General features: G+C 72.4%; 18 protein-coding genes and 1 tRNA gene. 8 read left to right on the top strand and 11 right to left on the bottom strand.

Annotation, left to right across the window (positions count from 1 at the left end):
• Window positions 1–519 precede the first annotated feature (519 nt).
• Window positions 520–2,052, bottom strand: a complete 1,533-nt coding sequence (locus tag JNK12_19830; GenBank protein ID MBL8778198.1) for an AMP-binding protein — start codon at window positions 2,050–2,052, stop codon at window positions 520–522.
• Window positions 2,053–2,092: 40 nt separating this feature from the next.
• On the bottom strand, window positions 2,093–2,845 hold the full coding sequence (locus tag JNK12_19825; GenBank protein ID MBL8778197.1) for an SDR family oxidoreductase: 753 nt from the start codon (window positions 2,843–2,845) through the stop codon (window positions 2,093–2,095).
• A 271-nt stretch (window positions 2,846–3,116) separates the two neighbouring features.
• Here JNK12_19825 and JNK12_19820 point away from each other — a divergent pair, with 271 nt between their 5' ends.
• A complete protein-coding gene (locus JNK12_19820) occupies window positions 3,117–3,908 on the top strand; it encodes a TIGR03619 family F420-dependent LLM class oxidoreductase (protein MBL8778196.1) in 792 nt (263 codons plus the stop codon).
• A gap of 171 nt (window positions 3,909–4,079) precedes the next feature.
• Window positions 4,080–5,435: an LLM class flavin-dependent oxidoreductase gene (locus JNK12_19815; protein ID MBL8778195.1), complete on the top strand. Its 1,356-nt coding sequence runs from the start codon at window positions 4,080–4,082 to the stop codon at window positions 5,433–5,435.
• Between the two features lie 142 nt (window positions 5,436–5,577).
• Here JNK12_19815 and JNK12_19810 read toward each other — a convergent pair whose 3' ends face one another.
• Both JNK12_19810 and JNK12_19805 read right to left on the bottom strand, forming a co-directional pair.
• Window positions 5,578–6,849 (bottom strand): hypothetical protein, encoded by a 1,272-nt coding sequence (locus tag JNK12_19810; GenBank protein MBL8778194.1) that lies wholly within the window; start codon window positions 6,847–6,849, stop codon window positions 5,578–5,580.
• Window positions 6,850–6,895: 46 nt separating this feature from the next.
• Window positions 6,896–8,326 (bottom strand): wax ester/triacylglycerol synthase family O-acyltransferase, encoded by a 1,431-nt coding sequence (locus tag JNK12_19805; protein ID MBL8778193.1) that lies wholly within the window; start codon window positions 8,324–8,326, stop codon window positions 6,896–6,898.
• A gap of 48 nt (window positions 8,327–8,374) precedes the next feature.
• Here JNK12_19805 and JNK12_19800 point away from each other — a divergent pair, with 48 nt between their 5' ends.
• The 5 genes from JNK12_19800 (at window position 8,375) to JNK12_19780 (ending at window position 12,124) form a co-directional block, all read left to right on the top strand.
• The gene (locus JNK12_19800) at window positions 8,375–8,911 is read left to right on the top strand and encodes a sigma-70 family RNA polymerase sigma factor (GenBank protein MBL8778192.1); all 537 of its coding nucleotides are present in this window, start codon (window positions 8,375–8,377) and stop codon (window positions 8,909–8,911) included.
• Entirely contained in the window at window positions 8,908–9,987 is a 1,080-nt protein-coding gene (locus JNK12_19795) for a hypothetical protein (protein ID MBL8778191.1), read from the top strand. Before JNK12_19800 ends, JNK12_19795 begins: the two co-directional genes overlap by 4 nt.
• 57 nt (window positions 9,988–10,044) lie before the next feature.
• The gene (locus tag JNK12_19790; GenBank protein ID MBL8778190.1) at window positions 10,045–10,839 is read left to right on the top strand and encodes an SDR family oxidoreductase; all 795 of its coding nucleotides are present in this window, start codon (window positions 10,045–10,047) and stop codon (window positions 10,837–10,839) included.
• An 80-nt stretch (window positions 10,840–10,919) separates the two neighbouring features.
• Window positions 10,920–11,636: a pirin family protein gene (locus tag JNK12_19785; GenBank protein MBL8778189.1), complete on the top strand. Its 717-nt coding sequence runs from the start codon at window positions 10,920–10,922 to the stop codon at window positions 11,634–11,636.
• 149 nt (window positions 11,637–11,785) lie between these two features.
• The gene (locus JNK12_19780; protein MBL8778188.1) at window positions 11,786–12,124 is read left to right on the top strand and encodes a divalent-cation tolerance protein CutA; all 339 of its coding nucleotides are present in this window, start codon (window positions 11,786–11,788) and stop codon (window positions 12,122–12,124) included.
• Here JNK12_19780 and JNK12_19775 read toward each other — a convergent pair.
• The 6 genes from JNK12_19775 to JNK12_19750 all read right to left on the bottom strand — a co-directional run bounded on the left by JNK12_19775 (window position 12,079) and on the right by JNK12_19750 (window position 16,175).
• Window positions 12,079–12,636 carry an acetyltransferase gene (locus JNK12_19775; protein ID MBL8778187.1) on the bottom strand — a complete coding sequence of 186 codons (558 nt, stop codon included), beginning with the start codon at window positions 12,634–12,636 and terminating at the stop codon, window positions 12,079–12,081. The genes JNK12_19780 and JNK12_19775 overlap by 46 nt on opposite strands.
• A gap of 128 nt (window positions 12,637–12,764) precedes the next feature.
• Complete coding sequence (locus tag JNK12_19770) at window positions 12,765–14,114, bottom strand: DUF2252 domain-containing protein (GenBank protein ID MBL8778186.1); 1,350 nt, start codon at window positions 14,112–14,114, stop codon at window positions 12,765–12,767.
• Between the two features lie 39 nt (window positions 14,115–14,153).
• On the bottom strand, window positions 14,154–15,215 hold the full coding sequence (locus JNK12_19765; protein MBL8778185.1) for a hypothetical protein: 1,062 nt from the start codon (window positions 15,213–15,215) through the stop codon (window positions 14,154–14,156).
• On the bottom strand, window positions 15,208–15,672 hold the full coding sequence (locus JNK12_19760) for a sigma-70 family RNA polymerase sigma factor (GenBank protein ID MBL8778184.1): 465 nt from the start codon (window positions 15,670–15,672) through the stop codon (window positions 15,208–15,210). The genes JNK12_19765 and JNK12_19760 overlap by 8 nt, the downstream gene beginning before the upstream one ends.
• A 75-nt stretch (window positions 15,673–15,747) precedes the next feature.
• A tRNA-Leu gene (locus JNK12_19755) sits at window positions 15,748–15,836 on the bottom strand.
• A gap of 30 nt (window positions 15,837–15,866) precedes the next feature.
• Window positions 15,867–16,175: a hypothetical protein gene (locus JNK12_19750; protein ID MBL8778183.1), complete on the bottom strand. Its 309-nt coding sequence runs from the start codon at window positions 16,173–16,175 to the stop codon at window positions 15,867–15,869.
• A gap of 137 nt (window positions 16,176–16,312) precedes the next feature.
• Here JNK12_19750 and JNK12_19745 point away from each other — a divergent pair, with 137 nt between their 5' ends.
• Complete coding sequence (locus JNK12_19745) at window positions 16,313–17,248, top strand: PD-(D/E)XK nuclease family protein (GenBank protein ID MBL8778182.1); 936 nt, start codon at window positions 16,313–16,315, stop codon at window positions 17,246–17,248.
• A gap of 102 nt (window positions 17,249–17,350) precedes the next feature.
• Here the strand turns inward: JNK12_19745 and JNK12_19740 are convergent, their stop codons facing one another.
• Window positions 17,351–18,658: an MFS transporter gene (locus tag JNK12_19740; GenBank protein MBL8778181.1), complete on the bottom strand. Its 1,308-nt coding sequence runs from the start codon at window positions 18,656–18,658 to the stop codon at window positions 17,351–17,353.
• Window positions 18,659–18,687 lie beyond the last annotated feature (29 nt).

Genomic DNA, 18,687 nt, shown 5'->3' with positions numbered 1-18,687 from the left:
TCAAGCGGTGCGGTCACGGCTTCCGCTCGTTCGAGAACTACCGGCTCCGAGTCCTGCTCCACGCCGGCGGGATCACCTGGCCCACCCGCCCACGCCCACCCCGGATCCGAACCCGCTCTCCCCACTCAGTCGCGTAGAGCCTGATTGCGGTTCTGGTGATCGCCGCTATCGAGATCGCGCTCTACATGTTGAGCCTGACATGGGTACGCGTCGCCGATGGGTTCGTGTCTGTGTCGAATCAGGGCCGCAGATATCGATTGAGCGTCGACGAGGTGAGCTCGGTCACCTTCCACCGAGCGTGGCTTCAGCAGTGCGCACACCTGGAATTAAGGGACGCGCCCTCCGTCCCTGTAGGCGCCATCTACGAGATTCTGAATGTCATCACTGGACACGACTGGATCGACGGCAGGGCCGAGGCAGACGGCTGCGGGCCGCCATCGAGGCAGAGTGTCGCGCCTGAACATCCCGATCTATCCGCAGCTGCGTCGTGAGCAGCGCAACACCGCCGCCGCGGCCGCCTCAGTTGACCTGGCGGTCCCTGCCTTCCCAGTAGGGGGCGCGGAGCTTGAACTTCTGGAGCTTGCCGGTCGCCGTGCGGGCGAGCTCGTCGCGGAACTCGATGCTCGTCGGGCACTTGTAGTGGGCCAGGCGCTCGCGGCAGTGGTCGATGAGCTCCTGCTCGGTGACGTCGTCGGTGACGACCACGAGGGCCTTGACGGTCTCGCCCCACTTCTCGTCGGGGACGCCGATGACGCAGACCTCGCTCACCGCGGGGTGGGAGAACAGGGCGTCCTCGACCTCGATGGACGAGACGTTCTCGCCGCCGGAGATGATCACGTCCTTCTTGCGGTCGGAGATGGTGAGGTAGCTGTCCTCGATGGTGCCGCCGTCGCCGGTGTGGAACCAGCCGTCGACGATGGCGTCGGCGGTGGCCTCGGGCTGCTCCCAGTAGCCCTCCAGCACCATGTTTCCGCGGGCGAGCACCTCGCCCTGGCCATCGACCTGCAGCTGCACACCCACGACGGGGGCGCCGGCCCGGCTCAGCAGCTGGGCCCGTTCGCTCGAGGACAGGTCGTCCCACTCGGCGCGGCCGCGGTTCATGGTCAGGACGGGGGCGGTCTCGGTGAGGCCGTAGATCTGGATGAACTCCCAGCCCAGCTCGGTCTCGACTCGCTCGATGGTGCGCGTCGGCGGCGGCGCGCCGGCCACCACGATGCGGGTGGTGCCGGCGCCGGGGATCGGCCCGTCCCAGTCGCCGGCGGCATCGAGCACGGCAGCCACGACCGCCGGCGCCGCGCAGAGCAGGGTGACCCCCTGGGCCTCGACGCGACGCAGGATCTCGGCGCCGTCGATCTTGCGCAGCACGACCTGGCGCACGCCCATGCCCGACACCGCGTAGGGCATGCCCCAACCGTTGCAGTGGAACATCGGCAGTGTGTGCAGGTACACGTCACGGTCGTTCACGCCGGCGTGCCAGCCGAAGCCCATGGCGTTGATCCAGAGGTTTCGGTGGGTCATCTGCACGCCCTTGGGGCGAGCCGTGGTGCCGCTCGTGTAGTTGATGGTGGCGGTGGCGTCCTCGTCGGGCTCCCACGGCTCGGGCTCGGCCTCGAGGTCCATGCCGAAGAGCTCGGCGTCGGTGTCCGCCCCGATGACCATCCGCCGCGGCGCGGTCACGGACGACAGCGCCTCGTCCAGCTCAGGGTCGACCAGCAGCAGCGACGCCCCGCAGTGCTCGACGATGTAGGAGATCTCCGCCGGGCTGAGGCGGAAGTTGATGGGCACGAACACCCGGCCCCAGCCGCTCACCCCGAAGAACGAGACCAGCATGCGGGCGGCGTTCTGGGAGACCATCGCCACCCGTTCGCCCCGGCCGATGCCCATGGCGTCGAGCGCCGCGGCCTGGCCCCGGGCCAGCTCCGCGATGCGGGCGTAGGTCAGCTCGCCCAGCGACGCCGCCGGCTGGTCGGGCTCATCGACCACCCCGATGCGCTCGCCGTAGACGTTGGCGGCGCGGTCGAGGTAGTCGCGGACGGTGAGGTCGACCTTCATGGCAGGTCCTCCTGGGATGCCGGGTGCAGCGAGCGGTGGATCATCGGGCGGTGAAGCCGCCGTCGACGGCGAGGACCTGGCCGGTCACGTAGGTGCTGGCGTCGCCGGCGAGGAAGAGCAGGGCGCCGTCGAGCTCGTGCATCGCCCCGGGGCGACGCATCGGGGTGTTGCGCTCGATCCAGCGCCGGCCGCTCTCCACCTCGAGCATGGCCTCGGTCAGCTCGGAGGCGAAGTAGCCCGGGGCGATGGCGTTCACCCGCACGCCGGTGGTCGCCCACTGGCAGGCCAGCTCCCGGGTGAGGCCGACGACGGCGGCTTTGGCGGCGACGTAGCCCGCCTGATTGTTCGGCGCCGCGGCGACGAGGCCGTGCACTGACGAGATGTTGACGATGCTCCCCGCGCCGGCCGAGATCATGCGGGCGGCGACCAGCTGGGTGAGCACGAACAGGGCGTTGAGATCGACGTCGACGACGCGGCGGAACTCGGCGGGGTCCTCGTCGAGCGCGGGCTGGGGACCGTCGCTGATGCCGGCGTTGTTGACGAGCACGTCGATGCGCCCGCCGGCCACCTCGTCGGCTACGGCGACGAGCCGGGCCAGGTCGTCGTCGACGGCGACGTCGCAGGCGACGGGCACGAAGCGCTCCAGCTCCTCGGCGAGCGCCTCCATGCGGTCGAGGCGGCGGGCCCCGCCGACGACCGTCGCCCCGGCGGCGTGCAGGACACGGGCGAAGCGCTCGCCCAGGCCGCCCGACGCACCGGTGACGATGGCCACCCGCCCGTCGAGCCGCAGCAACCCGTCGGGGTCCGGCTCGGTCACGTCCGTCACGGAGCCGCAGCGTAGTGACGGCGGCACCCTGGGGCGGCCGCCCGGGCCCCCGGCCGCACGTGATGCGACCGGAGGGCGGACGAGCCAGGCGACCAACCGGTCATCCGGGTGCGCCCGGTCGGTCGCGCACCGAGCCAAGGCCGATCGGCGGCGCCGAGGCGGGCCGCACCGAGGCTGACCCCCCGCCACGAGCGCCGCCGCGCTCCCAACGGCGGCACGGTCCGGCTAGGAAGGGACGATGAAGGTGCGCGTGGGGTACGGCCTGGGGGCTCGGAGCACGACCAACGACCAGGAGGGCTACACCACCCTGGTCGACGACCTCGAGCGGTTCGGCTTCGATTCGCTGTGGGTCAGCGAGCGGGTGAGCGGCGAGGCGCCGGACCCCGTCGTGGCCATGTCGTTCGCCGCCGCCCGCACGCAACGGCTGAAGTTCGGGATGAGCGTGATGGTGCTCCCGGGCCGCAACCCCGTGCTGACGGCCAAGGCCCTGGCCAGCCTCGACCGGATGTCGAACGGCCGCCTGCTCCCCGCCTTTGGGCTCGGCGTGGCCGACCCCCGAGAGCAGCAGGCCTTCGGCGTCGAGCGCGCCGAGCGGGCCGCGCTCTTCGACGAGGCACTCCCCCTCATGCGCCGCCTGTGGGAGGAGGACGACGTCCACCACGACGGCGCCCGCTGGCACCTCGACGGCGTGACCGTGCGCCCCAAGCCCGTCCAGCAGCCGCTCGACGTGTGGCTCGGCGGCCAGGCGCCGTCCGAGCTGCGCCGGGTCGGTCGCCTCGGCGACGGCTGGCTGCCCTCGTTCTGCGACGCCGACGACGTGCGCAAGGGCCGCGCCGCGGTCCAGGAGGCGGCCGACGCCGCCGGCCGCCAGATCGACCCCGAGCACTTCGGCGCCCTCGTGGCCTACGCCCACGGCGAGGTGCCCGAGGCACTGGGCGAGTTCATCCTGCGCCGGCGGCCCGACCTCGACGACCCCCGCAAGATCGTGCCGGCCAGCTCCCCGAGCTGCGGTCCCGCCTGGAGGAGATGATCGAGGCCGGCGCCTCCAAGTTCGTGGTGCTCCCACTGGCGGAGCCGATGGACTGGACCGCCGAGCTCGAGGCCGTCGCCGCGGAGCTGCTCCCCTTGCACAACTGAGCGGCGTCCGAGCCCACGCCCGAACCGCTCTAGCCTTGGCCGGCCCACCCGAGGAGGCGTCGCGATGAAGTTCGGACTGTTCTACGAGCACCAGCTGCCCCGCCCGTGGGACCCCGACAGCGAGCACCGCCTCGTGCAGGAGGCGCTCGACCAGATCGAGTACGCCGACCAGTTGGGCATCGAGTACGTGTGGGAGGTCGAGCACCACTTCCTCGAGGAGTACTCGCACTCGAGCGCCCCCGAGGTCTTCCTCGCCGCCGCCAGTCAGCGGACGAAGCAGATGCGCCTCGGCCACGGCATCATCCAGACCGCGCCCGGCTACAACCACCCCGTCCGCACCGCCGAGCGGGTGGCCATGCTCGACCTCGTGTCCGGCGGCCGGGCGGAGTTCGGCTCGGGCGAATCGTCCTCCGAGGCCGAACTGGGCGGCTTCGGCATCGACCCCGCGGTCAAGCGCGACCAGTGGCTCGAGGGCCTCCAGGTGGCCATCCGGGCCATGACCGAGGACCCCTTCACCGGCCACGAGGGCACCTTCGCCAGCATCCCGCCCCGCAACGTCGTTCCCAAGCCGATGCAGAAGCCCCACCCGCCGCTGTGGGTGGCCTGCTCGCGGCGGGACACCATCCTCCTCGCCGCCGAGAAGGGCATCGGCGCCCTCGCCTTCGCCTTCATCGACCCCGAGGAGGCCCGCCACTGGGTCGACGACTACACCGCGGTGATGGCAGAGAAGTGTGTCCCGGTGGGCAAGGCCGTCAACCACAACATCGCGTGCGTCACCCCGATGATGTGCGCGCCCACCGAGGACGCCGCCATCGCCATGGGCCTCGAGGGTGGCAACTTCTTCGGCTACTCGCTCGCCCACTACTACGTGTTCGGCGACCACGTCCCCGGCCACACCGACGTGTGGCAGGAGTTCATGGCCAAGCGCGACCAGATGGGCTACTCCCCCGAGGCCGCCATCGCCGCCAAGAAGGAGGTGCTCGGCGCACAGGTGGCCGCGGGCGACACCAGCGGGCTTCGAGGTGCCGTGGGGACGCCCGACCAGATCCGGGAGTACCTGCGCCGCTACGAGGAGGCGGGGGTCGACCAGGTGATCTTCGTGATGCAGGCGGGCCGCAACCGCCACGAGGACATCATGTCCAGCCTCGAGCTGTTCGCCGCCGAGGTGCTGCCCGAGTTCAAGGAGCGCGACCCCGCGGCGTCGGCGGCCAAGGCCGAGCGCATCGCCCCCATCATCGAGGCGGCGCTGGCCCGGCGGGTGGACGACGCCCCACCGATGCCCGAGGGCTACGTCATGCGGGCCATCCCGAAGGCCATGGTCGAGGCCGTCGACTCCGACGAGGGCCGCCAGTTCCTCGACGCCATGGCCGAGAAGAGCGCCGTCGGCGACGAGAACGGGCTCAACGACCTGTTGGGCTGACCCCGGCGCAGGTTCCCGGAGCTCGATCGTCCCAGAGGCCGGAACCGACCGCCATCGCGTCGAGCAGGGTCGGTCGGGCCGGAGGCAGGCGGCGGGGCAGCGCCCGTCGACGACCCGGTCAGCTGGTCAGCCGGGCAGCCGGTCAGCCGCAGGAAGTCAACGTGGGCTGGTCGTCGGCGTTGGTGGTGACCTCGGCGCCGTCGCGCCCGTCGGCCCAGGCGTCGAGCGCGTCCGCGATCTCGTCGGTATCGCCGGAGGTGTCGCCCTCGAACGAGACCCGCAGGCAGGTCTCGTCGCCGTCGCGCCAGGCCACGTACTGGTCGCCGCCCCAGCCCACGGCGGCCTGCGCCGCCTCCTGCTGGTCGACGCCGCCGTCGGTGAGCAGCAGGAGCAGGAGATACTGGCCGAAGGTCCCCTGGTCGAACGACTCGCCGTCGGCCGGCGGCTCGGCGACGTCGAGGGGCTCGTCGCCCTCGAGGTAGACCGACGGGTCGAGCACCTGCTCGCTCGACACCGGCGGGTTCTCGAAGGCCTGGTTCACGGCCTCGTCGCCGCCGTGGCTGGTGATGGCGTCGATGAGGGGCGGGCCGAACTCGTAGGGCGCCCCGATCAGCGCCAGGAGCACCTGGGGGAACTGGCTGAAGTCGGTGCCGCCACCGATGCTCGCCTCTTCCTCGTCGTACTCCTGCTGCTCGTCGTCGGTGAAGGTGTCCTGGTAGGCCTCCTCCACCGTGACGGCGTTGCCCTCGACGAGCGCGGAGAACGCGAAGCCGGTCTCGTCGTCGGCCTCGTCCAGATCGGGCCGGGAGAGCTCGAAGTGCTCGTCGTCGAGGGCGTGGGTGAGTTCGTGGACGATGGTGGACCGGGCGTAGGGCGTGGGCGAGCCGCCCCGCACGACCAGTTCGTTGGTCTCTGGGTCGTAGAAGCCGACCACTCCGCCGCTGAGCACACCCTTCAGCTGCTCGACGAGGTCGTCCCCGTCGTCGAGGAACCCGAGGGCCCGGAAGATCCGTTCGGTGTCGCGCAGGTCGGCCTCGTCCTCCGCCTCGAAGTCCTCGAGGAGGCGCTGCTCGAACTCCTCGTCCTCGGCGAGCTCGACCTCGACCGGCTCGTCGAATTCGAGGCCCCGCTCCTGCTCCACGAACGCGCTCAGCTCCGCCACCACCGACTCGAGGTCGTCGGGCTGGGGCTGGCCCGGGACGTCCGTCGTGGACGTGGCCGGCGCCTCGGTCGTCGTGGTGGCCGCCGGTGCGGCGGCCCCTCCGCCACCATCCCGGGTGGCCAGCCAGGCCACGCCCATCGACGCCGCCACGAAGAGCACCGCCACCGGGGCGGCGACCAGAGGCGACACACCCCGCCGTGGTGGGTTCGGCGCGGACCCGGGCCCGGGGGCGAGCCCCGTCACGTCGCTCACCGCCCGCACGGTACCGGCTGTGCGGGCCCCGTCAGAGGCGCCCCGGTCAGGCCGGTGCGGACTCGGGGAGGTCGAGCGCCGCTCGGAGCTCCGCGAGGGCCGCTCCCATGCCCGAAAGGATCTCGTGCAGGTCGGCGATGACGTCGCGGCAGGCGATGGCGCTGACGTGCACCTGGTCGAGGTAGCTCCAGGCCGTGATGTTGAGCCCGATGCCCTCGAGCACGGGGCCCACGGAGTAGATGGACTCCAAGCGGGCGCCGGCGATGTACAGCGGCTCGCGGGGGCCGGGGACGTTCGAGACCACGACGTTGATCGGTGGGCGGTGGCGGTCGGCGATGCGAAAGCGCGAGTACTGGCGGGCGAGGTAGGCGTAGGGGCGCGGCGGCGTGAACTCCACCCAGTCGGCGAGCATGTCCACGCCGAGCAGGTTGTGCACCTCCTTCGCCGCCGCCGTGACCTCGTGCACCGCGGCGAGGCGGGCCAGCGGATCGTCGAGGTGGGTGGGCAGCGCGGTGAAGAGGTTCGACACCTTGTTGCCGCCGAGGCGGCGCACCTCCTCGGGACGGTCGGTGGAGACGGGGACGCCGGCCACCAACGGCGCCTCCGGCAGTTCGTCGCGGGCCAGCAGGTACGAGCGGAGCGCCCCGGCGACGAGGCAGAGCAGGACGTCGTTCACCGTGGCACCCGCCGCGGTCTTCACGGCCCGCAGGTCGTCGAGCGGCATCGTCGCGGTGGCGAAGGAGCGTCGTGGCGTCAGCGCGGTCGAGAACGACACGTTGGGGGTGTGCAGCACCGGCAGGGGCGGGGACACGTCGGCGGCCCGGCGCCGGCGCCCGACGGCGACCAGGCTGCGCAGGGTGCGTCCCACGAGGGCGGGGATGCGAGCCAGGCCCAGGAACCCTTCGACGACCGCGGCCCACAGCAGCGCCCACCGGGACGGCACGGCCTCACCCGTCCAGCCCCGGCCGCCCTCGGGGTCGACGGGCGGGTCCGGCGGGTCGGGCTCGAGGTCCATGACGTTGGCCAGCAGTTCGGCGGCCGCCACCCCGTCGGCGAGCGAGTGGTGCAGCTTGGCCACGAAGCCGATGCGGCCGTCGGGCATGCCCTCGAGGACCACGATCTCCCAGAGCGGCCGGTCCCTGGGGAGCGGCACCGAGGCGACGGCGGCGATGGCCCGGTCCATCTCCCGTCGCCCGGCGGGCTGGTCGAGGACGACCCGGCGGATGTGGCGGTCGATGTCGAAGTCGGGGTCGTCCACCCAGACGGGGTGATGCAGCCCCAAGGGCACCTCCACCACCCGCCGGCGGAACGGCGGCAACAGGTGGAGGCGCTCGCCGAGCACCTCCCGGAAGCGCTCGAAGGTGTAGCCCCCGGGAACGGTGGCCGGATCGATGATCGCGGCCTTGATCGTGTGCATGTGGATGGTGGGCGTCTCCATGTACAGGAAGCCCGCGTCCATGCCGGTCATGCGCTCCATCGGAAAGAAAGTGTGACACCGGTCCGCCGCCACCGATAGAGAAGGGTGGTGGCGGTCACGCAGGACCTCGCGGCCCTGGTGGCTCGGGCGAAGGAACACGACAGCGACGCCTGGGAGGCGATCTATCGCGACGTGTACCCGCGCCTGCTGGCCTATGCCCGCCGCCGCCTGCCCCCCGACGATGCGAGAGACGCGGTGAGCGAGACCATGACCAGGGCCGTCAAGGCCATCGGGCGCTTCGAGCCCAAGGGCTACGGCTTCGAAGGCTGGCTGTTCGGCATCTGCCGCCACGTGGTGACCGACGCGCACCGGGCGGCCGGCCGCGCCCCCCGGGGCGCACCGCCGGAGGTCGCCGACCGTCGAGAACTCGACGAGGACCTGATCAGGAGCGAGGAGGCCGTCGCGGTGCGGGCTGCCTTCGCCAAGCTGAGCGAGGGTGACCGGGAGCTGCTCGAGCTGCGCGTCGTGGCAGGGCTGAGCTCCGAGGACGCTGCCGCGGCGTTGGGCAAGCGTCCCGGGGCCGTGCGCATGGCCCAGGCCCGGGCGCTCGAACGGCTGCGAGGCCACCTGGAGGTGCTGACATGAGCCGCAGCGACGACGAGCTCCTCGCCCTGCTCGGCGCCGCCCTGACGCCGACGGTCGACCTGGCGCCCGACCCGACGGGCCTCGCCGCGCTCCAGCGGGCCGTCCAGGAGCAGCGGGCGCAGCGACGGGCCCCCGGCTTCCTGGCCGGGTTCCGCCGTGGGTTCTCCCGTCCGTTCGTCGTGCTGGTCGTGGGTGGTGCGATCGTGTCCGGCGGCACGGCGTACGCCATCAGCACCGGCTACCTGCCGGCGCCTGTGCGATCCGCGGCGCACGCCCTCGGCCTACCGGTCGAGTCGGTGGCCCTCACCCAGGTGCGCGCCACCATGGACCGCCTCGACGCCGCCCTCGATGCCGCAGACGTCGCCGACGTGGAGGCCGAGGCCCGACGCCTGCGTGCCCAGCTCGGGGACCTGTCCGCCGACGACCAGGACGAGGTCCGGGCCGAGGCCCTCGTGCTGCTGGCCCGTGCCGACCTGCTCCTCTCGGTGGATCAGGTCGACGGCGACGCATCCGCCGGCGCCACCACGGACGACGACGGCGGCGGCTCGGGGTCGGGCGGTGGCGGCGGTTCCGGGGCCGGCGACGACGACGGCAACGGTGGGGGCGGCGCCACCGGTGACGACTCGGACCGCGACGACCCGGTGGGATCCGGCGGCTCGGGCAGCACCAACGGATCGGGCAGCAACAGCGGGTCCGGCAGCAACAGCGGGTCCGGCTCCTCCTCCTCCGGCCACGACGATGACGACGCCAACTCCGGCTCCGGATCCGGCGGCTCGGGATCCGGCGGTTCGGGCACCGGTTCGGGGTCGGGCTCCGGCTCCGGCTCCGGCTCCGGCTCGGGGTCCGGCTCGGGGTCGGGCAGCGGCTCGGGATCCGGCTCCGGCTCGGGATCGGGCAGCGGCTCGGGATCCGGCAGCGGCTCGGGATCGGGCAGCGGCTCGGGATCGGGCTCCGGCTCGGGATCCGGCAGCGGCTCGGGATCCGGATCCTCCGACGACAGCGATGACGACGCCGACACGGACTCGTCCGGTTCGGGGTCGGGCAGCGACGACGAGTCCAGCCCGTCCGTGACCTGACGGCGCGCGCCCCTGGCGTCGAGTGTCTAGCGTCGCGGCGACGAAGGAGGTGGTCCGATGAGAGGCATCGACGAGCGGGTGGTGGTGGTGACCGGGGCGGCGTCGGGCATCGGACGCGCCACGGTGGAGCGACTGGTGAACGAGGGCGCCCGGGTGGTCGGCGCCGACCTCGGCGCGTCCGAGGCACCGGGCGAGGCCGGCGAGCAGTACGTGGACGTCCCCACCGACGTCACCGACGAGCGCGCCGTCGCCGACCTGTTCCGTGCCGCGATGGGCTCGTTCGGTCGGGTCGACGGCGTGGTCAACGCCGCCGGCGTCGCCGGAGGCGGGCCGGTCCACCTGGTCGACGACGCCGAGTGGCAGCGGGTGGTCGACATCAACCTCCGAGGCACGTTCCTGGTGGCCAAGCACGCCGCCACGGCGATGCTCGGCCAGGCGCCCCGGCCGGGCGGGGAACGGGGCTCGATCGTCACCGTCGCCAGCGTCGAAGGACTGGAAGGAACGGCCGGCGGCAGCGCCTACAACGCCTCGAAGGGCGGCGTCGTGCTGCTCACCAAGAACCTGGCCATCGACTACGGACGCCAGGGCATCCGGGCCAACGCCGTGTGCCCGGGGTTCATCGACACCCCGCTGTACCAGTCGGTCGTGGGGATGCCCGGCATGGAGGCGGTGGCCGAGGCCACCATCGAGGAGCACAAGCTGCGACGACTCGGCCGGGCTGACGAGGTCGCCGCCCTGTGCACCTACCTGCTCTCCGACGACGCCTCGTTCGTGAGCGGCCAGGCCATCGCCGTCGACGGCGGCTACACCGCCGGCCGGGACCACGGGGTCACCGCCCTCATGGGGCTCTGAGGGCTCCTTGGGTCCGGGAATGTTCGGGCCGCTTCGACGTTGTTACTTGCACACGCAAGTATCGAGAGGACGCAGCTGACATGAGCGCCACCCCCACCATCGACGTCCGCCGGGCCGACACCCGCCCCCACACCCGTATCGACTGGCTCGACAACCGCCACAGCTTCAGCTTCGGCCGCCACTACGACCCCACCAACGTGGGCCACGGCCTGCTGCTCGTGTCCAACGACGACCGGGTCCGGGCCGGCACGGGATTCAGCACCCACCCCCACCAGGACATGGAGATCATCACCTGGGTCCTGTCGGGGCGCCTGGAGCACAAGGACTCCGAGGGCAACCACGGCGAGATCTATCCGGGCCTGGCCCAGCGCATGAGCGCCGGCACGGGCATCTGGCACTCCGAGATGAACCCGTCGCCGGGCGAGGACGTGCATTTCGTGCAGATGTGGGTCCTGCCCGACACCGAGCGCATCGACCCCGGCTACGAGCAGCTCGACATCAACGGCGAGCTCGACAAGGGCGGCCTCCAGCCCATCGCTTCCGGCCAGGGCCACGACGCCGCCATCGGCATCCGCCAGCGCGACGCCGTGCTCTGGGGCGGCCGCCTCGGGACCGGTGAGGTCGTGTCGGTGCCCGACGGTCGCCACGTCCACCTCTTCGTGGCCCAGGGCTCGGCCGCACTCGAGGGCGCCGGCGAGCTTGCCGAAGGCGACGCCGTGCGCCTCACCGGCGCCGGCTCCCCCACCCTCACCGCCGGCCCCGCCGGCGCCGAGGTCCTCATCTGGGTCACCGCCTGACGCGCTCCGATCGGTCTCGCCACGCCCCGTGGCCGTGACGGCGTTGCGACCGAACCACGAGGCCCCGTTGGTGACGGCTGCTCCGCCACGCACGGTGGCGGCGGGCCACCCTCAGCACCGAGGTGACCTGGATGCGGCAAGATCGCGGCATGGACGACGACCGCGCCGAGCACGTCGTGGTCATGACCACCACCGACGATCCCGAGGAGGCGGCAGCGCTGGCCCGTGGGCTGGTCGAGGCCCGACTGGCGGCGTGCGTGCAGGCGATGCCCATCGCCTCCACCTACCGCTGGCAGGGCGCGGTCGAGACCGCCGACGAGCGCCTGCTGCTGATCAAGACCCGGGCCGACCGGGTCGACGCGGTCAAGGCGTTCCTGACCGAGCACCACTCGTACGACACCCCCGAGTGCATCGTGGTCCCCGTGGTCGACGGCCTGCCCGCCTACCTGGCCTGGCTGGACGAGTCCGTGGGGCGCGCCAGCACGTAGACCAACGCGGGGCCGGCGTCGGCGGGGTCCTCGGCCTCGAGGTCGCCTTCCCAGATCCGCTCGAAGCCGAGGCGTTCGAGTGTTCGCCACGACCGGCGGTTGGCGGGGTCGACGTCGACCACCAACGCCGACACCTCGGGGTAGCGCCGCCAAGTGTCGGCCACGAACTCGGCCAGCATCGCGGTGCCGAGACCCTGGCCGATCTGGGCGGAGTCGGCGATGAGGTAGTCCAGCCCGGCGCCGTCGAGTGGCGCGCCCGTCGGACGGAGGGACTCGACCCAGTCGGGCTCGTCGGCCAGGCGGTAGCGCTGGACGAACCCGAAGGGCGCGCCGTCGCGCTCGACGATGAAGTACTCCGTGTGGTCGTCGCCGTCGATGCCCGGCCCGTAGCGGGCCTCGACCGCAGCGAGGTCGGCATCCTCGCCCCACCACTCGTCGACGTGTGGCGCCGCCAACCAGCCGGCGAGCACCTCCAGGTCACCCCGACCCAGTGACCGGAACACGAGCGACACGAGCCCAGTCTTGCCACCCCCGGCGGGCGGCGGGCGCCCGCACTCCCGAGGACGTCAGTTCTCGGCAGCGAGGTGCCGCCCGCAGCGGCATCCGCCTTCCCGGAACGAGGGAACCGTGCCGGCGGCGATCAGGCGAGGAACTCGGCCTCGACGCGGCCGGTGGCGATGGCGTCGAGCAGGGCCTCGTGGTCGGCGGCGTTGGTCGCCGCGTAGGCGGCCGAGAAGGCGACGATGGCCCGGTCGAAGCGGTCGCCGCCACCGAGGTACGCCGCCAACTGGACGGGGTCGCCGGTCCGGGCGTGCGCTCGCGCCAGCGCCCAACCGCACAAGGCGGCGTAGTGGCTGAGGTTGCCGGCGTCCATCTTCAGGACGTCGCTCTGGCCCTTCACGTCCCACAGTTGGCGCACGTAGTAGGTGCGCTTCGTGGTGGGGCCCACGCACCAGCCGAGGAACAGGTCGCTGGCGGCCTGGGTGAGGCGCTGACCGACCACCACCCGCTCGCCGTTGCTGGCCTGGGTGAGCGGGCCGGAATAGGGCTCGAGCACCGACGCCTGTGCCTCCTTCACCTGGAGAACGAGATGGTCGCCCTCCGCGTGGTCGGGGCCCTGCAGCAGCACCACCCAGCAACGGGTGCCGACGCTGCCGACGCCCACGACCCGTCGGGCGACGTCGACCACCTCGAAGCGGTCGAACAGCACCCGCCGGTCCTCGCTCAGGCTCTGCCGGTACTGCTCGATCATGGGCTCGAGGTCGTCCCGCACGGCATCGGTGCGGTCGATGTGGACCTGCAGCGGCGGCGCCTCCACGAAGGCGAGGCGGCCGTCCACCGCCCGGGTGAGACGGGCGATGGCCCGACGGTGGCCCTTGCGGCGGGCCTTGGCCACGTCGCGGTGCACCTGGGCCCGGTAGCGCTTGGGGAAGTGGTCGAGCACCTGGCCGATGTGGATGCGGTCGTACCAGAGCTCCATGGTCGTGCGCGTGGCGGCCTCGGCGAGGCGCTCGCGGTACGTGCGCACCGCAGCACCGACGATGGCCTCGCACCGGCTGCGGCCGAACCCGCGCTGGCGGCCGAGCACGTAGAGGCTGGCGCCGAGGCGCTTCACGTCCCACTCCCACGGGCCGGGCAGGGTCTCGTCGAAGTCGTTGATGTCGAAGGCGACGTTGCGCTCGGGCGTGGCGAACTTCCCGAAGTTGTTGACGTGGGCGTCCCCGCAGGCCTGCACCCGGAGGCCGGTGACCGGCGTCGTGGCGAGGTCCATGGCCATCAGGGCGGCGCCGCCCCGGAAGAAGGAGAAGGGCGACTCGGCCATGCGCCCGTAGCGGATGGGCACCAGCTCGGGAGCACGGTCGTCGCCCTGCTGCTCCAAGACATCGACCGGGTCACGCCGACCGTCCCACGGTGCCCATGCGGCGTGGGCCGACCTCGGCACCTCGTGGCGCAAGGCCCGCCCCGCTTCACGACGCTCGTCGATGCTCATGGCCCAGAGCATGGCCCACGGCTCTCCTGCCGCCGTGCCTCAGGTGACGGTGACGGTGATGGGCCCCGACACCGGGATGGCGTCGTCGGGCTGGACGATCCGCGCCTCGTAGGTGCCGGGCGGCAACGTCGGCATCGAACCGTCGGGGAGGCACGCAGGCACCAGCTCGGATCCCTCACCGTTGATGCAGGTCAGGAAGGTGGCCTTCGCAGTGACGGGATAGCTGGAGATCCCCAGCGGGACGACGAAGCGCTCAAGGCACCGGGGCCGTGAGTACAGCTGGGTCGCGGCCTCGCCCTCGAGGACCACCACGAAGTAGGCACCACAGGTCGACGCCTCGAGGACTTCGTCGGCGTAGTTGTACACCTGCACAGTCCCGGCGATCGTCGACCCGGTCGCCATCGTGTCGTCGGACAGGTGGAAGGCGGCCGTGGCGCCGTAGACGCCCGGCACCTCGCCGCCGACGTCCAGGAACGTCTCGCCGAACTCGTACTGCGGCTGGCCGGGAAGGACGAGCCGGAACGCGGGGCCGGTGGTCGACCGATCGAGCGCGGCGACGAAGGTCCGGGGGATCAGCGGCCCGTCGCATCCACCGCCGGGCTCGACGAACCGGGGTGAGACGGTCGAGCCGTCGCGGTCGAACGCCACGAGGGTCGGGGGGCAGGCGTCGTCGGGGACGGTGATGCTCACCACGACCTGTTCGCCGAAGTCGACGGTCGGCGCGGCCCCGTCAGCGCCGACGACCTCCCAAAGTCCGGCCAGTTGTGTGGGTGACGCGGCCGCCCTCAGGACGCCCAGGCTGTTGAGGTCCGACCCGTCCGTGACCGCCAGCACGTCGAAGGTGACCGGCTCCGCGTCGACGGTGCTCTCGGCGGGGCCCGTGGTCACCGACTGCGGGCCGTCGTGGTCGAGGGTCAGCAGTAGGCCGGCGAGCGCCGCCACGAACACCGTGACGGCGGCCGCAGCGAGGAGCCTCGGCGGCCGCCGACGCCGGGCCCGATCGGCCAGCGCCGCGACCTCCGCGCTGCGCGAGCTCGGGACGGCGTCCACCGGCGCCGCCGCGTCGGCCCAGGCCCGGATCTGCTCTGCGACGTCAGACATCGGACTCGACTCCCAGTTCCTTGCGCAGGCTGCTCATGGCCCGCTCGACGTGGGTGCCCACGGACGACCGGGAAACGTCGAGCGCATCGGCGACCTCCTGGTGGGTCCATCCACAACCGTGGATCAGCACCACGGCCGTCCGCTGCCGCACCGACAGTCGGGCCAGCGCCGGGACGAGCCCGGGCTCGAAGCCGAGCGCGTCCGCAGGCACGGGTGGCGGCGAGAACCGTGGGCGCGGGCGTCGGGTCCGACTGCTGCCGACCCGGTACAGGTACCCCGCCGGGTTGGTCATCGCCTGCACCTCGCCCCAGTGCTCCCAGGCCCACGCCAGCGCCTCGGCCGTGGCGTCGGCGCCGCCGTCCGCACCTCGCAGGAGCGTGAAGGCCCGGCGCAGCCGGGGCTCGACCTCGTCGACGAAGGCACGGAACGCCGCCTGCTCCCCCTCCACCGTCCCCACGTCCACAACCTAAGAGAGCACCGGGCGACGGGTTTGTACGACGAGGTTCCCGCGTGGGCGCCGCGGTGGCGTGGGTGGTGCCCGGGGCGGGGATCGAACCCGCACGGGGCCGGAGCCCCAGAGGGGTTTAAGCCCTCCGCGTTTGCCAGTTACGCCACCCGGGCCGGGCCGCTCACGCTAGTGCGAGCCGACCCTCAGGCGGCCTGGAGGCCGCCGCCCTCGACCGCGGTCCACATCGCCGTGCGGCACTGGTCGGCCGACGGCCCCTGCAGGCGGTTGGCCACCACGACGCCCTCGACCATGTCGGCCAGCACCGCCACCCAGGGACGGCCCCGCAGGCGCACGGACACCGTGGCGCCGCCGTCGGCCCGCCGGCGGATGGACCGGTCGACCCCCACCAGGCGAGGCGGGCTGCGGAAGGCGGGCACGTCCAGCCCGCGCCGACGGGCGGCGTGCCCGAGGCTGCGAGCGGCGGCGGCGAACCGCAGGGACGTGGCTTCCATCCCCGTCATCATCCCCAGGACCTCTGACAGGAATCCCCGGGCGCCCGGTGGTGGCGCTCGATGGGCGATGGTGCCGTTCGCCGACGTGTGTCCCGTGCCCCTGAACAGGATCCCGACGCCGGCCGTACCATCCCGGCGTGGAGGACGTCGCCCTCAACCCCGCACAGGCCGACCTGCTGGCCCAGTTGCGCAGCACCGACGAGGACGACCGCACCTTCGACGCCGGCCTCCGCCAGGAGCTGCGGGCCGAGCTCGAGGCCCGCATCGACCCCTTCGTGGGCTCGCTCCCCAAGCGCCCCCTGTTCCTCAACAAGCACACGCTGAGCCAGGTGCACGGCTGCGAGGTGCGCTTCCTCGCCGAGGACGCCGACCGCGGCTTCGCCTGGACGCCGGCGCTGGCCCGGGGCACCGTGGCCCACAAGGCCATCGAGCTGTCGATGAACCTCGCCGGCAACCCACCCCCGCTCGTCCTGGTGGACGACGCCATCGAGCGCCTCCGTGACAGCGACCGCAGCCTCGGCGAGTGGCTCCAGACCTGCTCGGAGGGCGACCGGGCCGAGCTGCGGGGCGAGGCCAACGACCAGGTGGCCAAGTTCCTGGAGTGCTGGCCACCGCTCAAGCGGGCCTGGCGGCCCGTCACCGAGAGCAAGGTGAGCGCCGACCTCTGCGGCGACGCCGTGCGCCTGTCCGGCAAGGTCGACCTGTCCATCGGCGCCGCCCGCGGCAACGTGGCCGGCAAGGTGCTCATCGACCTCAAGACGGGGATGTTCTCGCCCGCCCACGTCGACGACCTTCGCTTCTACGCACTCGTCGAGACCCTCCGCCTCGGGACGCCGCCGCGCCGGGTGGCCACCCACTACCTCGACTCCGGGCGCCTCCAGCCCGAGGACGTCACCGAGGACGTGCTCTTCGCCGCCGTCGACCGCATCGCCGAGGGCGTGGCCCGCCTCGTCGAGCTACACCACGACGGCCGCGAGCCCGTCGCTCGCACCGGCCCGGTCTGCCGCTGGTGCCCCGTCCTGCCCACCTGCGACCCCGGTCGCCGCCACCTCGCCGACGCCGACCTCGACTGACCTCAGATCCTTCGTTCTGCCAGCACGATGCTGTTCCGCAGAACAGACGGGTGCTGGCAGAACGGAGCGAGTGCGGCGATGCAGGCAGTCGGCGCCGGCGGGTCAGCCGTCCATGAGGCGGAGGCGCCGGCTGGTGGCCAGCCACGCCACCACGGCGAGGAAGGCCGCCCCGCTCAGGGTGACGGTGGTGCGGGGGCCGATGGCCTCGGTCATCCAGCCCTGGATCAGGTTGCCGAGGGGCACGGTGCCGGTGAGGCCCATCAGGTAGAGGGCGATCACCTTGCCCCGCATGCGCTCGTCGACCAGGAGCTGGAGCGTGGTGTTCAGCGTCGAGGCCACCGCCAGGTAGCCGGCGCCGGCCACGAGCAGGGCCAGGACACCCCACCAGTACGTGGGCGACAGCGCGAAGGCCATCAGGGAGGCGCCGTAGATGACGAGGGCGCCCGACATGAGGCGGCTGCGCAGCAGGCCGCTCCCCCACCCCGCCACCACCGGCGTCCCGAGGATGGCGCCGACGCCGAGGGCGGCGCCGAGCAGGCCGTAGAGGCCACGTCCGACGCCGTACACGTCGTCGGCGAAGACCACGAGGAGGGTGAACACCGGGCTGCCGAAGAGGCCCAGGGCGATGACGACGATGATGCAGGTGACGATGCCCGGCTTGGTCTTCGTGTAGCGGATGGTCTCGCGGAACTCGGCGAGGATCCGGGGCTTGCCCTTCGCCTTCTCGACGATGACGGGGACCGAGATCAACACGAGGGCGCCGAGCACGGCCACGAACGAGATCGCGTTGATGAGGAACGCCCAGGTGACGCCCAGGGTGGCGAGCACGATGCCGCCGAGCGCGGGCCCGAAGGCGCGAGACGCGTTGAACTGCGCCGAGTTCAAGGTGACCGCGTTGAGCAGGTCGTCGCGGGGCACCAGCTCGCTGACGAAGGCCTGCCAGCTCGGGATGTTGAGGCCGGCGACGACGCCCGACACCGCCACGATGCCCACGATCACCGCGGCGTTGCGCACCCCTGCGGCCCACACCACTGCCTCCAACAGCGCGAGCCCGGCCATCATCGTCTGCGTCACGAGCAACACGGTGCGACGCGGGAAGCGGTCGGCGACCACTCCCCCCGCCGGCCCCATGAGCCAGGCCGGGAAGAGCTGGGCGAAGCCCGCCACGCCGAGCCAGCCCGCCGAGCCGGTGAGCTTGAAGACCACGAACGGCACGGTGACGTTCTGCACCCAGCTGCCGGTGTTGGAAAGGAGCGCCCCGGTCCAGAAGAGGGCGAAGTTGCGGTGGTGGAAGGCGCGGGCGGCATCCCGCAGGCCACGCTTCTCGGGCGCCCGGACGGGCTCGGGCGCCTCGGGCGCGTTCGACGACCCGTCGTCCGGCGCCGCCTCCCCCCTCGTCGTCTCGGTCACCGCCCCCTGTCTACCGGCACCACCCCTCG

This window comes from Acidimicrobiales bacterium, from assembly GCA_016794585.1.
Lineage (GTDB): Bacteria > Actinomycetota > Acidimicrobiia > Acidimicrobiales > DATDAH01 > JAEUJM01.
The sequence above is the reverse complement of the archived record's forward strand: the minus strand, read 5'-3'. Positions and strand labels throughout refer to the sequence as shown.

What these genes read in the sequence shown, in the direction of transcription:
- JNK12_19830 (MBL8778198.1), bottom strand. Translation starts at nt 2,052, where the DNA reads ATGAAGGTCGACCTCACCGTCCGCGACTACCTCGACCGCGCCGCCAAC.
- JNK12_19820 (MBL8778196.1), top strand. Translation starts at nt 3,117, where the DNA reads ATGAAGGTGCGCGTGGGGTACGGCCTGGGGGCTCGGAGCACGACCAAC.
- JNK12_19815 (MBL8778195.1), top strand. Translation starts at nt 4,080, where the DNA reads ATGAAGTTCGGACTGTTCTACGAGCACCAGCTGCCCCGCCCGTGGGAC.
- JNK12_19805 (MBL8778193.1), bottom strand. Translation starts at nt 8,326, where the DNA reads ATGGAGCGCATGACCGGCATGGACGCGGGCTTCCTGTACATGGAGACG.
- JNK12_19795 (MBL8778191.1), top strand. Translation starts at nt 8,908, where the DNA reads ATGAGCCGCAGCGACGACGAGCTCCTCGCCCTGCTCGGCGCCGCCCTG.
- JNK12_19790 (MBL8778190.1), top strand. Translation starts at nt 10,045, where the DNA reads ATGAGAGGCATCGACGAGCGGGTGGTGGTGGTGACCGGGGCGGCGTCG.
- JNK12_19785 (MBL8778189.1), top strand. Translation starts at nt 10,920, where the DNA reads ATGAGCGCCACCCCCACCATCGACGTCCGCCGGGCCGACACCCGCCCC.
- JNK12_19780 (MBL8778188.1), top strand. Translation starts at nt 11,786, where the DNA reads ATGGACGACGACCGCGCCGAGCACGTCGTGGTCATGACCACCACCGAC.
- JNK12_19770 (MBL8778186.1), bottom strand. Translation starts at nt 14,114, where the DNA reads ATGAGCATCGACGAGCGTCGTGAAGCGGGGCGGGCCTTGCGCCACGAG.
- JNK12_19765 (MBL8778185.1), bottom strand. Translation starts at nt 15,215, where the DNA reads ATGTCTGACGTCGCAGAGCAGATCCGGGCCTGGGCCGACGCGGCGGCG.
- JNK12_19750 (MBL8778183.1), bottom strand. Translation starts at nt 16,175, where the DNA reads ATGGAAGCCACGTCCCTGCGGTTCGCCGCCGCCGCTCGCAGCCTCGGG.